This window comes from Mycobacterium sp. 3519A, from assembly GCF_900240945.1.
Classification (GTDB): domain Bacteria; phylum Actinomycetota; class Actinomycetes; order Mycobacteriales; family Mycobacteriaceae; genus Mycobacterium.
The window spans coordinates 409,080-422,336 of the sequence record NZ_OESG01000014.1 but is presented as its reverse complement, the minus strand read 5'-3'; the positions used below and the strand labels follow the sequence as shown (position 1 = coordinate 422,336).

The 13,257-nt window shown below is 63.2% G+C and carries 11 protein-coding genes and 1 pseudogene; 5 read left to right on the top strand and 7 right to left on the bottom strand.

From position 1 onward, the window contains the following. Window positions 1-31: 31 nt before the first annotated feature. Window positions 32-772, bottom strand: a complete 741-nt coding sequence (locus C1A30_RS23195) for an SDR family NAD(P)-dependent oxidoreductase (RefSeq protein WP_101952826.1) — start codon at window positions 770-772, stop codon at window positions 32-34. Between the two features lie 793 nt (window positions 773-1,565). Here C1A30_RS23195 and C1A30_RS23190 point away from each other — a divergent pair. Further along, complete coding sequence (locus tag C1A30_RS23190) at window positions 1,566-1,823, top strand: hypothetical protein (protein ID WP_369974174.1); 258 nt, start codon at window positions 1,566-1,568, stop codon at window positions 1,821-1,823. Between the two features lie 82 nt (window positions 1,824-1,905). Here C1A30_RS23190 and C1A30_RS23185 read toward each other — a convergent pair whose 3' ends face one another. From C1A30_RS23185 to C1A30_RS23175, 3 genes are all read right to left on the bottom strand, one after another. After that, the gene (locus C1A30_RS23185) at window positions 1,906-2,352 is read right to left on the bottom strand and encodes a nuclear transport factor 2 family protein (RefSeq protein ID WP_101950718.1); all 447 of its coding nucleotides are present in this window, start codon (window positions 2,350-2,352) and stop codon (window positions 1,906-1,908) included. Between the two features lie 486 nt (window positions 2,353-2,838). Next, complete coding sequence (locus C1A30_RS23180; protein ID WP_101950717.1) at window positions 2,839-3,642, bottom strand: alpha/beta fold hydrolase; 804 nt, start codon at window positions 3,640-3,642, stop codon at window positions 2,839-2,841. A 208-nt stretch (window positions 3,643-3,850) separates the two neighbouring features. Continuing rightward, a complete protein-coding gene (locus C1A30_RS23175; RefSeq protein WP_101950716.1) occupies window positions 3,851-6,667 on the bottom strand; it encodes a LuxR family transcriptional regulator in 2,817 nt (938 codons plus the stop codon). Between the two features lie 297 nt (window positions 6,668-6,964). On the opposite strand from C1A30_RS23175, the gene C1A30_RS23170 reads away from it, so the two are divergent. Further along, window positions 6,965-7,951 carry a LysR family transcriptional regulator gene (locus tag C1A30_RS23170; protein ID WP_101950715.1) on the top strand — a complete coding sequence of 329 codons (987 nt, stop codon included), beginning with the start codon at window positions 6,965-6,967 and terminating at the stop codon, window positions 7,949-7,951. Between the two features lie 87 nt (window positions 7,952-8,038). Here C1A30_RS23170 and C1A30_RS23165 read toward each other — a convergent pair whose 3' ends face one another. Beyond that, entirely contained in the window at window positions 8,039-8,950 is a 912-nt protein-coding gene (locus C1A30_RS23165) for a LysR family transcriptional regulator (protein ID WP_101950714.1), read from the bottom strand. A 1,194-nt stretch (window positions 8,951-10,144) separates the two neighbouring features. Here C1A30_RS23165 and C1A30_RS23160 point away from each other — a divergent pair. Next, window positions 10,145-10,789, top strand: a complete 645-nt coding sequence (locus C1A30_RS23160) for an MspA family porin (protein WP_101950713.1) — start codon at window positions 10,145-10,147, stop codon at window positions 10,787-10,789. 283 nt (window positions 10,790-11,072) lie between these two features. Further along, window positions 11,073-11,663 (top strand): TetR/AcrR family transcriptional regulator, encoded by a 591-nt coding sequence (locus C1A30_RS23155; RefSeq protein ID WP_160112782.1) that lies wholly within the window; start codon window positions 11,073-11,075, stop codon window positions 11,661-11,663. 118 nt (window positions 11,664-11,781) lie between these two features. Here C1A30_RS23155 and C1A30_RS36150 read toward each other — a convergent pair whose 3' ends face one another. Then, on the bottom strand, window positions 11,782-12,423 hold the full coding sequence (locus tag C1A30_RS36150; RefSeq protein ID WP_101950711.1) for an NADPH-dependent FMN reductase: 642 nt from the start codon (window positions 12,421-12,423) through the stop codon (window positions 11,782-11,784). Then, window positions 12,368-12,511, bottom strand: a pseudogene (locus C1A30_RS36540) (NADPH-dependent FMN reductase); the annotation flags it as partial. The pseudogene C1A30_RS36540 and the gene C1A30_RS36150, both read right to left, overlap by 56 nt. 105 nt (window positions 12,512-12,616) lie before the next feature. On the opposite strand from C1A30_RS36540, the gene C1A30_RS23145 reads away from it, so the two are divergent. After that, the gene (locus C1A30_RS23145; protein ID WP_255413247.1) at window positions 12,617-13,228 is read left to right on the top strand and encodes a TetR/AcrR family transcriptional regulator; all 612 of its coding nucleotides are present in this window, start codon (window positions 12,617-12,619) and stop codon (window positions 13,226-13,228) included. Window positions 13,229-13,257: the final 29 nt, after the last annotated feature.

The window sequence follows — 13,257 nt, the reverse complement described above, 5'->3', positions numbered from 1 at the left end:
ATTTCCCTTCGTGGTTCGGTTGTGATGACAGTTATGGGGCGATGGCAACCGCACCGCCGGTGGCGTGCAGCACCGCGCCGTTGATGTAGCTGGCAGCTGGCGAGGCGAGAAACGCTACTGCTGCGGCGATTTCCTCGGCGTCTGCGGCTCGCCCCAGAGCGGTCGTCTCGGCGAGGGCATCGACAAGCCGGGGCATTGTCCGTGTGCCGGGGGTGACGGTGGGTCCGGCGGCCACGGCGTTGATGCGGACCCCGGAAGGTCCGAACTCATCAGCCCAAACCTTGGTGAGCAGCTCCAGTCCAGCCTTGGTGGCTCCGTAAACTCCGGCGGTGCGCGCGGGGGTGGAGGCGGCGACGGTACTGAGGTTCACCACCGCGCCGCAGCCTCGTGCGGCCATGTCCGGAACGAGCTGCTGGACGAGGATGTAGGGGGCTCGCAGGTTGATGTTGACGTGATCGTCGAAGAACGTGTCGTCGGTTGAGGCGGTGGCTGCGAACCCGTACACGCCGGCGTTGTTGATGAGGATGTCGATGGGTCCTGCTTGTTGCGCCAGCTGACGAACGCCATCCGGCCGGGCCAGGTCGGCTGCGACGAATCGTGCTGATACGCCGAGTGATTCGACATCTCGAATCACCTCGGTACCGCGATCGGCGCTGCGGCCGTGGACCACGATTCCCGCGCCTAGGACGGCCAACTGCCAAGCGATCGCTCGACCGATTCCTGAGGTGGAGCCGGTGACGAGGGCGGTGCACCCGGTCAAAGCTGTTGTCATGGTGCTCTGTTCCGATCGTTCGGCAGTTTCTGTGCGCGCCACGGGGAAATGTCACGCCGGAGTCTGGGCAACTGATGGTGGCTGCTACGGCGACTGTGTCGCCGAAGGACAGGGCGTGGTTTGATCTCTTGGCGGTGCCACATCGCCAGTGACGCGGCCGCTGTCAGTATGCACGCGCGGAAGGGGCACGGTGTGTGGATATGCTTATGGCCGTCATTGACTGAACTTATTAATGAGCCGGTCGTTGCTGATGGTAGTAACTGTGTACCAGTGCAATTGGGTACTCGGCGAGAATACGGCGACGGTTTGTGAGAGCCAGGGTTCAACGATACCGCGGTGTGCACCATGGCCGCCGTGCCGAACAAGATTGGTTGTCAGTTGTGAAATATCGTTGCGGGCCGCTGCGTGCATGCGAGGCGCCGGCTTGTACCCACTCTTCATCAAAGAGCAATGCCGTGAATGGTTTTCGCCACTCGACGGTAATCGTGCACGTCTCCCACGCCATGTCCAACGCCAGCGCAACCGCTGACGAAAATTTTGGATCGGCCAGGCCGCGTGCCGTCTCTGGAACGGCCGTTGATTGGCCCTCTGGCTAGACGACTCTTGGCGCAGAGCGCGATGACGTTGTGCCGCAGGGTGATAGAGGATGACCGGGGCGTGCTGACCGGACGCCGCTGCTTAGGCGGGAGTTGACTTCTGCCATTGAACGATCAATTGCCGCCAGCTGAAATTTTGGCCCGCGCGGGTTGGTTACAGCTGACAGACCGGCGCGAACAGTTTCCTCTGGCCGGTAGTGCGTCCCAACATTCAGTCGAAGGAAGTGATCTTCATGAAGAAATTCGGAGTAGCCACCATGATTGCCAGTGGCGTCGTCGGCGCGCTGGTGGGGCTGGCGGCGCCCGCCGCGGCCGCCACTTCTGACCAGGCTCCCGCGGGGATCTCTTCAGTCACCATTGCAGCTGACCACCATGGCGGCTGGATCTGGATCTTTCCGATCCAACCGCACGTGTACGTTCCACACGTCAGTACCGAGGTTCATCAGAGCCGCTGAGTAGACCGCCATTTCCACAAGAGGGGCTGCCTTATCGGGAGCCCCTCTTGTGGTGTGCAGCACTCGATCGAGGCGAATGTCGCTACTCTGCCGCCAGGATCCTCACGACCCGGCGGTAGATGCGCCAACTGTCGTTATCGTCTCGTACGAAGATGTCATGCAGCAGAGTATGGGCAGCCGGCATGCCGAAGCGCTCTGGGCCCAGTGTGGACACTTGAATCAATGTCTCCATCTCGGCGATGTCCGCGGACACCAGCCGGAATGAAGCCTCAGCCGGAAAATGCCTACGCTGGACGCCGGCGGATCCGCGTCCGCTCATGGCTTCAGCCAGTGTGGCGCCACGGAAGGTTCTCCCGGCGGCAATCAGCAGTCCGTCTGGAGTGAAAAGCTCCAATGTCTTTGAGGCCTGGCCGCTGTCGACGAGTAGAAAGAATCGTGTGACGACATCAAGACACGCCGCCCGCGCCTGAACGACAGCGAGGTTGGGTTCGCTACCGGTCGCCGATACTGCTCGTGGGAAGGTCACCATGTGCGACCCGCCGGTTTCGCGTCGTCGCCCCGAATTCCGTCGAGACACCGCCAGGGCACGAACCGTGGCGCACCGGGCCGGTACGCGTACCAGGCCGCTACGGAGGTCCCAGCGTGGCCGACGAACGCGGATGCGTGTTGTCCTTGGTTGCTACGCGGCGCTGCGCACGTCAGATCCACCTTGAAAATCATTGCTTTCTTTAACCTTTCGATGCCGCCGCAGGGGTCGGTGAGTGTTTTCCGCAGGTCTCGCGGGGCGTCCTCTGGTCTAGGCCCAGTGCCGCCCTCGCGGTAACAGTCCCGCGGGAATCGACTCTGTATGGCTGCGGACGTGGTCATCGGCGACCTCGCAAGCCTCGCGTGCGACGCACTGCGGCAACGCGTTGTTGTTGGCGCGCACAGTGGAATCGTGCTGCAATCACCGTTCGGATTCAGAGCCGACAGTGATGGTCAGGTTCGGCGCCTCGTCGTTCCCGAATCGGCGCGGTCAGGCCCGCCAGGCGTGCAGTCGGAGGTCGTCGGGGCGAAATCCGTTGTCCGGAGCGGGCTGAGCCGGGAAGTCAGTTACTGCAGGGCCATCATCGACAGCTTCACTCGGCGGTGGTGCGTCTCGGTCGGCAGCCTCGAGGATGAGTTCGGTGAGCGACAATGGCATCGACAGCTGGGGTAGGTGGCCCGAAGGTAGGTGCCGGCGGTAGGACGCGCGTCTCGCGAAAAGGTCCTGGCCATGTGGGATCGCTCTGTCACGTTCGGCCACAATGTATGTGGACGGGACCGTGTGCCAGGCGGCGGCGGTGAGTGCTTGGTTGGTCGCTTTCAGCGTGAACGGTTTGAGGCGGGCGATCGCCTGTGCGGCGAGCTCGTGCGCCACATCGTGGAAAAACAGCTTCAGGGGATCTTTCGGGGTGACGATGTCGTCGTCGATGAGCCACCAGTTCGGGGCGGCACCCACGACGCCGAGGATGGACTCGCCCACATCGAGTTGGAAGGCGCAAACATAGATCAAGTGGACCACGTTGGGCAGGCCAGCGGCGGCTTGGCTGACGACCGCGCCGCCGTAGGAGTGCCCGACGACGACCACAGGTCCGTCGATCTGCTGGAGTTTGGTGCGCAGGTGCGCGGCGTCGTCGAAAAGATCGAAGCGAGGTTTGGCACGGTAGGCGACGCTGGGCAGGTCGACGGTGCGAACCTCCCACTCGGCGGCGGCGAGCCGCATCCGGACTGCCTCCCAACTCCATGAGCCAAACCAAGATCCGTGGACAAGCACCAGTGTTGGTCTCGGTGGATTCATACTTGGCGTTTTGCTCACAGACCGGGTTCCTCTCGTGTTCAACTCCGGACGATGCTAACGGCGAGCAATCCGTCGGAGTTATTGGAAGATTCGATTCCGGTCATAAGTTGACTGCCGTAAAGCACTGTGGGACAAGGCAGTACGCTCAGGTTGGGTATTCAGGTGCGCCGTGCGGGTGGCGGGCGGTGTACACCGCTATGCCTGGCCGCTAACCGGTTCTTCCTTGCATGATATGGGCGAGTTCGGCGCGCGACCTCACGCGTAGCTTCGCGAAGATGTTGCGGACGTGGGTTTTGACAGTGTGCGGTGACAGGTGCAGTCTGTCGGCGACATTTCGGGTGGTGGCTCCGTCTTGGGTGATGAGATGTGCGATTTTGATTTCGGTGTCTGTCAAACTGTCCCAGCCGGTTCGTGCGTGTCGGCGGACCGGCAGCCGCCGAGTGACGCCCAGCCCGCGCAACTCGCGACCGACCAGGCGCGCGTCGGCGACTGCGCCGCGGTCAGCGAGGGTATCGAAGGCGGCTTTGAGCGCCTCGACGGCTTCGGGGGTGCGGCCGGCATGTTTGAGCTCACGGGCCGCATCCTGTGCCGCGCATGCGTACAGCAAGGGTCGTCCGTGCGTGTTGATCTGCTGGCCGGCTGCCAAGACGGTGTCCGGATCGCGGTCCAAGATCGCCTGCGCGTACTGGCACACCGCGGCGACGAGCGGCAGGCGGGGTCGCTCACGGCTCAACGTGTCGAGGGCTGCAAGTACGCGCGCTCGGAGGCCAGCATCGCCGGCTGCCGAGGCTATCCGCGCCGACAGAATCAAATGGTCGTGGAAGTAGGAAAGCACCGGCGCCGTCAACAGGGGGGTGTCACCTGCCAGCCACCGCATCGCGTCATGAAGATCGCCTCGGTTCCACGCGGCAAGCGCCAGGATGGCAGCGGCATCCCGGCGCGTGGCCGGCGAGCTGCTCTCGGTCGCTGCCCTGGCCCGGATCAGCATCTGTTGAAGGAGTTTGTGATCACCGACGCGCCCGGCAATGTCGGCGACGATGACAGTGCGGGCGATTCCGAGCACGGTTGTCGCCGGCCGGTCCGGGGGCGGCGCCATTTCGATGGCTGTCTGCGCCTGCGAGATTTCTCCTGCGGCCATGCGGGAAAGCGCAGCCTGTGTGGTCGCAATCTGCAGCAACATGTCGTTGCGCTCGTCAGCGAGACTGTGTATCGCGTGGTCGGTGACGGCAAGGGACTCCTGGACACGCCCAGCGAACGTGAGCAGGTTAGCTGTGTGGTAGGCGGCGATATCGTCTGCGGGAGTGGCCTCTGCGCGGCTGGTGACCTGGTGTAGCTGTTTCATTCGGCGTACCGCGCGACCGGGATAGCCGGCGGCGCATTCGAGCACCGAGCGGGTGGTCTCGCACAAGATTGTGCTTTCGCGGTCCTCGACAGCCATCGTCGCTGCCGTGGCCTCCTCCAGCGCGTTGTTGTTCTGCGGGTCTTGGCCGTGAATGGCTTCGTTGTACGCGAGCCAGGACAGGTTGCGCGCTTTCATGACGTCGCTGATGTCCGTGAGCGCGAGCACGCGACGGTTGTCGTTGATTCGTTGTTGGGTCGTGTCTCTGGTGATGGCCACGAGCCGAAGGCGAATCGCAGCCTCCTCCTCGGCAGGTAGCGCGGCCGAAAGCGTATACGCCGCGAGCGTGCGGGCTTCGTCATAGCGTGCCGCGCGGTTGAGCAGCACCACCGTCTCGGCGACCAGCGTTCCGCGCTCGGGGTCCTGGGTGCCAAGAAGATCCAGAACTTGCATACTGAGATCGGCCGCGGTGCTGGGGTCGGCGTCGGCCACGGCGTAGACGGCCTGACGCAGAGCGGCGATGGCGGTGCGGTCGCCGACTTCTGCGCTTCGCGCCAACTGCGTCGCCACTTCCTGCGGTGCGGCTCCAGCGTCGAGCATTGCGCTGACCGCTTGACGCTCCATGGCGCGGCGCAACGATTGCGGCATGGACTGCCGAGTGGCCTCGCGAAGCAGGTGATGTCGGAATCGGAGCCGGTCATCGTCCTCTACCAGCAGGTCAGAACGCACTGCCTGGTCGATTGCGGACGCGAGAGTGGTTGGCGGGCGACCGATCACAGCGGCCAGCGTTGTTGCCGAGAATCTGTCCGGCAGAACCGACGCGATCCGAACGACTTCGCGTGCGGCATCGGAGAGTTCGTCGAGGCGTTGTTGCATGCCGATCGTGAGCCGTCGTGGCAGGGCGTTGCCGGTAACCGTGACCTGGCCGGCCGACAGGATCAGTCGATGTTCGTCGTGCAAGCCGCGAAGCAGTTCCATCAACAAGAACGGGTTGCCATGGGTCTTCGCGGCAAGATCGAGAAGCGCCGGCGCGGCCCGTGCCTGTACCGCGTCTTCGGTGATGTCGGCGATCGCGCGCTCAGTTACTGCATCCAGGCGCACAATCATCGCGCCGTCGCGCTCGAACGCCGTGAGTGTCTCACTCACGGCCCGGCCGCCGACCCCGGTGCGTGCGCTGATGACCCAGAGCACCCGTGACCTGAGTCGTGCAGTCATCGTTCGAAGGGCCAACAGCGTGGCGTTATCAGCCCAGTGAATGTCTTCCAGGAGAAGCGCCAGTGGTTGGTACCGCGACGCCGCCTCGATCGCAGCATGCAGTTCGTGCATCACCCAGTATCGAACGTCGGTCGAAGTGCCAAGGCTACGAAGGGATTCCGCATCAACAATTGGCGGACTGGCCTGCACTGTTGCCATCATCAGGGTGTAGAAGGGCACGGTCCGCTGATACTCGAACGCCTGACCAAAAAGGGTACGCACCTCGGCGGTGCGGGCGAGAAGGCCGACTTCTTCGAGCAGGCGGCTCTTGCCGATACCCGGCGGCCCTTCGATCACCACGACACCGCCACACCCGCGCTCAAGGCCGTCGACAAGCGAGCTGACAAGTGCGAGTTCCGCGGCCCTGCCGCGCAGAGCAGGCGGTTGTAAACGCGCGCCTTGACCATGAAACCGGCTATCAGAAGGTTTCACAGCGAGAGTCTACGCCGTCCTGTGACCGAGGCTGCTTCGAAGATCCTCGCGCAGCCGTTGTTTGTGCAAAACACGCCACCTTTGCGCGACGTCGGCTGCGCCGGTACGTCTCATCAACAGCGTCACGAACACGGCGGAGTTGGGTCGCGTGGCTTCGGCATACCACTGCCATTGGCTCGAAAATCCCTCGATGGGCGATGGTGCGGCGGATCTGCAGGGTGCGAACGTAAGAGTCAATGAGTGGCTCGGGAAGCGGCGTGGGCCAGGTAGATCCATGAGGCTGCGAAGGAGACTGTGATGGCAACCGCTGATCGTGGGAAATGGCAAGGAGCCCGGCACAGCTTCTTCTTCACACCAACCAAACTCGAGGTTTTCCTTGTCGTCGCTGAAGAAGGCGGGTTCTCGGCCGCAGCACGTCGGCTGTCTATGAGCCAGCCAGCCCTGTCCCAGACCATCAACTCCATCGAACGCCGACTCGGCTTGAAAGTGTTCGTCCGCAGCACGACCGGTGTCACGTGTACCGAGGCAGGCCGGGCGCTGCTCGATGAGGCGCGGGCAATCCTGGGAAGCTACAGACGCCTGCTACCGGCGATGGCTCGGTACCGCGGCGAGGGAGAGGGCGTCATCCGCCTCGGCGTGCCGCATGAGCTCGGATCCGAAGTGTTGCGGGGGCTGGCGGCGTTCGCCGCGGATTTTCCAGAAATCACGCTGCAGCCCCGCCACTTGCCCATGGCCGAGCAGCTAACCGCCCTACGCATCGGAGGGCTCCAGGCGAGCTTGATGCTCCAAGTGCCACCCGGCAACGACGTGGAAAGCATGCTGGTGGCGCGAGAAGAACTCGGCGTGCTCGTCTCCGACACAGTGGCAGCGCGATTCGCCGATGGTCACGGCGTACGGCTGGATGCGCTGTCCGGGCTGAACTGGATGATGTTTCCTCGGTCCGACAGTCCCGCATGGTTTGACGAACTCGCCGCGATCCTGCGCACGCACGGCGTCGATGTCGCACCGACCGATCGAGCTCAAAGCCCGGTTCTGTCAGAGTTTTTCACTGCACTTAGTTTCGGAACCGCCTTCGCGCTCACGCCGCAGCAGCCGTCGTATCCCGCCATCGATTCCCTGGTGTGGAGACCGCTGGCCGACCGCCCGATCATTCGCCACACCTGGGCGGTATGGCCTGCGGGCTCGCGGCGACGCGACGTCGCGCGGCTCATCGCCGCCTTTGACCAACCCGACGGCGCGGATAACACAATCGACTTCCCGATCAAGATCGCATGCTCGCGCTGAGCACACCGACGAGCTACACCGCGCCACGGTTGACTGCGCCGTAGGTCCCCGCGCGGTCAGCGGCCGCAGGAGTGGCGCACCCGTGCGTTACCGAGGATCCGATGCGTGACGAGATGCCTCGAAGGTGGCAATGAGTTGCCCGATATCGCGCCTGCGGGTCCGACCATGCCAAATCACCCACGTCCGCCGCACCACCGGGTTTCCTACCAGTGGCGAAAACACCACTGATGGGGGTAGCCGGGCAGCGAGGTGGACCGGAGCGAGTGCGAACGCCCGGTTGGCTGCGACAGCAGCGAACTTGATCGCAGCAATGAGCTCGAGTTCGTCATGCGCCGGTAGCCCAATGTCTATGCCGTGGCTGCGAAGCGTGGCAGTCAGTTCGTCAAACCACGCCGGGCTATCACCGCGGGGAAAGGCCACCCATTTCAGACCACGTAGCCGCTCCAAGCGTACTCCATCAGGGCCTACGCGCTCTGCGGCGATATCGGCAGCCAGGAGGGCGCCGAGGTTCTCTTGTGCGACCAGGACGGCGTCGACGTCCGCCTGCTTCGGCAGTTCGCGCACGAGGCCTATATCCAACCGTCCGCCTAGCAGCGCATCGATCTGGGCGGCAGATGACAGCCGGCGCGGAACCAGTTGTGTCTCAGGAAGTCCTACTGAGAAGGCAGTCAGACTTTCGGTCAGGAAGTCGAAATCGATCTCCCGGGGAACACCGATACGGATGACGCCGGCGGTGCTGGTGCTGAACTCAGACAGTGCCCGCACAGCCTGGTCGCGCCGAGCCAGGACGGCGCGTGCTTCCTGAGCCAACAACAGTCCTGCCTCGGTCGGCTGGACCCCAGAAGTGCTACGCACGAAAAGCTGGACCCCGAGCTCGCGTTCGAGGGCGGTCACGGTTTGGGACAAAGCGGGCTGGCTTACGTGGAGTCGCCGGGCAGCCGCTGAGATTCCGCCTTCCTCCACCACGGTCACCAACGCGGCCAGCTCGCGAAGCTCCATATCCTATAACCACCAATGCAATCTGACTGAGCAAGACGGAACAACATCGAGCACCAAGGCATCGCTGCCGAGCGCTTCGTCGTGGGATGTGACCTCGTGACGACACCCCAGACTTCGATGCTTGTCTGCTCGGACATAAGGGGAACCGGTAGCGCCCATTGACATTCCGCATACCCGTGCCGATGTGAGCTGGCCGCACGCGTTGTGTGTCAACGGATCTGCACTCGTTGAGATCCATCGATGCCGACCACCGGTGCGGCTCTCGGGCACGCCGACCGGCCGCACCGGCCACTGTAGGGAGATTTCTTCGCGTTCGAACCACGTTCGAGTGGACCAACTGTCATGCGTAGGTGGTTCACGGGTGCAACGTCCTCGTGGATGCTGAGTTCTGTATGGGGAGACGACTGAGAAGTAGGCCCGTGCGGCTAGGGAATTGGCACACAGGCCTACTTCTCAGGCTCTGCCGATTTCTGCTGAGAAATGGCAGTGCGGGCCGACTTTCGCTGTCAACACGCTCCGTCGGCCGATGCAGACACTAACCGTGGATGCCATCTTTGTCGAACTCATTTGTCCCTGACTTGACCCCAAGTCAGGACTCGATATGGTGTATACCGAACCACCGCAAGGGTTTACAGGAGACCGCAAGGAGTAACGGTGTAGCCACGATACGTGCATCACTGGTCGCAGCAGTCTCGTCGTCACTGCAGGTCAGCGTCGGCACGAAATACCAGACCCCGCAACGACATACCAGGTGGACCCGGGGCCCCGGCATCCCGGGAACGCACGACTTTGCGACGAACGGACCAACGGCTAACCGATCCTCGAATAACGGATATATCAGATTGTTCTAGCCGCAAAGCACTTGCGAGCCCCTGTCTGCCTTAGCACAAGTTGCGTTAAGAGAATTTTCTGCCTCGGTGGACTGCATGCACGCAGTGGGATCGATTGCGTGTCCGTTCTCATGGTTCTCCAGCGGCAACGCGTCAGAAATGTCCCTTCGCGGTCCCGTCAATGGAGTCAAATATCCACAGGGACAACTCATTTCAGTCATTGACGAATGCGACTACGGCCTGAGCTAGGCCAGCATCGCGATCTTTGACGATCGGAGCCACGAAGCTGGCCCCAGCGATAGCGGTGCTGGGGGCGACATTTCGGCGGGCAACCTGTTGCACGCCCCGACACGAGTAGGGATTTATGAGGGTTTTCAATCGAGTGTTGGCCTCGCTCCTTGCCGCAGGTGCACCACTGTTCCTCGGGCCGGGAACCGCGCACGCTGGCCTGGACAACGAGATGAGCCAGCCAGACCACCAGGGACGTACACTGACGATTCAGCAGTGGAACACGCAGCTTCAAGATGTTCCTGCGCTCGATCGCAACGCACTAACCCGGGAATGGTTTCACTCTGGCAAAGCCGCCTACGCCGTGTCCGGTAACGGGGCGGATGACTTTGCGGGCAAGTTGGAACTGGGCTACCAGATCGGATTTCCTTGGACGCTGAGTGTGGACATCAAGTTCACCTACAGCACGCCGAACATTCTGCTCGACGATGCAGATACCAACCCGTTACGTGACGAGTTCAACCCGCTCGGCTCGGTGGTCTCGACCGACGTCATCCCGCATGCCTCGATCGACGTAGACCTTGGCAACGGTCCACAGGTCGAGGAAGTGGCAACCTTCTCCGTCGAGGTTTCAGGGGCAAAGGGCAGCGTGGCCGTGTCCAACGCTCACGGCACCGTCACCGGTATCGCCGGCGGCTTGCTACTCCGGCCGTACGCCCGTCTGACCTCCAACGACGGCGACAGCGTCACCACCTATGGCGAGCCTCGGCATATGGACTAGATACACCGGCGCCCACCCAATGGCCCGGCTTCGCCACAATGGGGCCGCCCCACCGAATTTCCACGCGCTTGTAGGATGGATTCGCAACTAACCGGGTGGCGTCACGGCTTCACGTGATAACGGGCCGTCGGTGAGAACGCCGAGACTAGGTACCCCTGCGCATGTCAACATCGACATCGCGCTTGTCGTCTGATAAGAGTGCTCAATTGATGACAAGGTTACTGCGGTCATGAGGCCTCACAAGCAAGTGCCGTTGCCTCGCGGTGGGCGTCGAGCCGCGATTGTGACCGTCGCCGCAGATCTCTTCGCCGCCAAACCTTACGACGAGATTTTCATCAGCGACATCGCCAAGGCGGCCGGTGTCGCACATGGCCTTCTGTTCTATCACTTCACGGACAAGCGCGGCCTGTACTTGGAGGTCCTCCGGCAGGTGCTCGACGACGCGGTCGAGCTGCACGAAGCCAGACCCGACGAGACCTCCAAGGCGCAACGACTCAAGGGTGCGATCCGCCGTCAGATCGAGTACCGCCGAGACCATGCGCAGACATCACTTGTGCTGATGCGTCCCGCAGGAGCCGACCCTGACATCGATGCAATCTTCGAACAAGCGCGCCAAAGTGGGGCCGAGTTCCTGCTGGACCTGCTCGAGATCGCCAGCAACGAGGTCGATCCCGCCTTGCGCGCCGCCATTCGCGGATGCATGGGGCTGACCGACGAGATGGTCATCGACTGGCTCAACCATGGCTGCGACCTACCGATTGAGCAGCTCGTCGACCTCAGTTACACGACAACGATTGCGGTGCTGGCGAGCATCGCTGCTGAGTATCCGACCGTGCGCAGCGCCGTACGCAAGCTACGCAACGGCCGGCGATAACGTCGTATGCGTCGGCCCTGCCGACAGTGATTCGACCTTCTGGTTCCAACCCACGCGTGCGGGCATGCCCGGGCGCCGAGTTGGTGCGGTGGTCACTCCCTGGGCCGTCGATGCAGGTTCAAGCTGCCACGCCCGACCGCGCTACGTCGAGAGCGGTTGCCCACCAGTGTAATTCGTCGATCATCGAGTCCAGTGCCGAATTCAGCGGTGCGAACAACCCGGGGTTATAGGCTTCCGCCCTCATCGCCGGCACCATGACGTCGGGCAGAACGTGGACGGCTGGACGGATCGGCGCCATGCCGAGTTCGATCGACACCGTCCGCAACTGCTCGATCGCCCGCGCTCCGCCGACGTTGCCCCATCCCACAAACGCCACGGGCTTGCGATCCCACTCCACATAAAAGTGGTCGAGGGCGTTCTTGAACACGCCGGTGTAGCCGTGGTTGTACTCGGCGGTGAGGACCACGAAGCCGTCGGCGGCGTCGATTCGTCGACCGAGCGCGGCGATGGCGTCGGTCGGGTATTGGCGGGGGGGGTGAAAGGGGGGGGGGGGGGCCGGGGTGGGGGGGGCGGGGGGGCGGACGGCCGGTTGTTCGGGCTCCCCCCCCTTCCCACGCCAGCGGGGGGTGTCCCACGCGGGCGGGCGATCGGGGAGGCGCTGTGGGGGGGGGCTGGGGCGGGGTGTAAATGGGGGCGGGGGCGTCGAAGCTGGGCAGGTCGTGGTCGCGCATGTCGATTTCGTCGACCTCCACCCCTTCACGACGCAATCGGTCGGTGACCCACGCAGCCGGACGATCGGCGAAGCGCTTGGTGCGGGTGCTGGTGAGAACGACGGCGATTCGGGTCATGTTTACACTCCTAGTGGGGAAGATTCCCCGTTTATGGCGGACGTTAGCATCTAACGGGGACAGTTCCCCGGGTATTCCCGATCGGCGGGAGAGGGGTTGGCATTGGTGCGTACTGACGCGCAGCGGAACCGCTCAGCGGTCTTGGCGGCGGCGGCCTCGGTGTTCGCCGAGCATGGTCTCGACGTGTCGCTCAACGAGATCGCACGCCGAGCCGAGGTGGGCAACGCAACGTTGTATCGCCATTTCCCCACACGCGAGGCGCTCGTTGCCGAAGTGTTCGCCAACCAGTTGGAGCATTATTTGGGCGTCGCCGAGCGGGCAGCCGCCGCCGAGGATCCGCTGGTCGCCTTCTGCGAGTGCATCGCCGCCACGTGCGAGCTGCAGAGGCCCAACCGTGCGCTCGCCGACCTGCTGGTGTCGCTACACCCGGTGTCACCTCGGGTCGATGAGTTGAGAGACCGCCACTACGAAGCGATCAGCACCGTGATTGAGCGTGCCGTGGATGCTGGGGTGGTTTGGGCCGATCTTCGACCCGCTGACGTCGCCGTGCTGTTGATGGCCAACGCCGGCCTGGTGCGGCGGACAATTGACGACGCGCCCGGGGCGAGCGCTCGAATGGTCGCCGTGTGGCTAGCCGGCGCTACGAGGCCAGATGCGCAAATGGGTCCACCGGCGCCGAGCGAGCGTGAGGTTGCGCAGGCGTTGCTGCGTCAATGACCCAAGAACTCAGGCAGCTCACCGATCTG

Coding starts and splice junctions, on each gene's coding strand:
- C1A30_RS23195 (WP_101952826.1), bottom strand. CDS start 772: ATGACAACAGCTTTGACCGGGTGCACCGCCCTCGTCACCGGCTCCACC.
- C1A30_RS23185 (WP_101950718.1), bottom strand. CDS start 2,352: ATGGTGACCTTCCCACGAGCAGTATCGGCGACCGGTAGCGAACCCAAC.
- C1A30_RS23180 (WP_101950717.1), bottom strand. CDS start 3,642: ATGAATCCACCGAGACCAACACTGGTGCTTGTCCACGGATCTTGGTTT.
- C1A30_RS23170 (WP_101950715.1), top strand. CDS start 6,965: ATGGCAACCGCTGATCGTGGGAAATGGCAAGGAGCCCGGCACAGCTTC.
- C1A30_RS23165 (WP_101950714.1), bottom strand. CDS start 8,950: ATGGAGCTTCGCGAGCTGGCCGCGTTGGTGACCGTGGTGGAGGAAGGC.
- C1A30_RS23160 (WP_101950713.1), top strand. CDS start 10,145: ATGAGGGTTTTCAATCGAGTGTTGGCCTCGCTCCTTGCCGCAGGTGCA.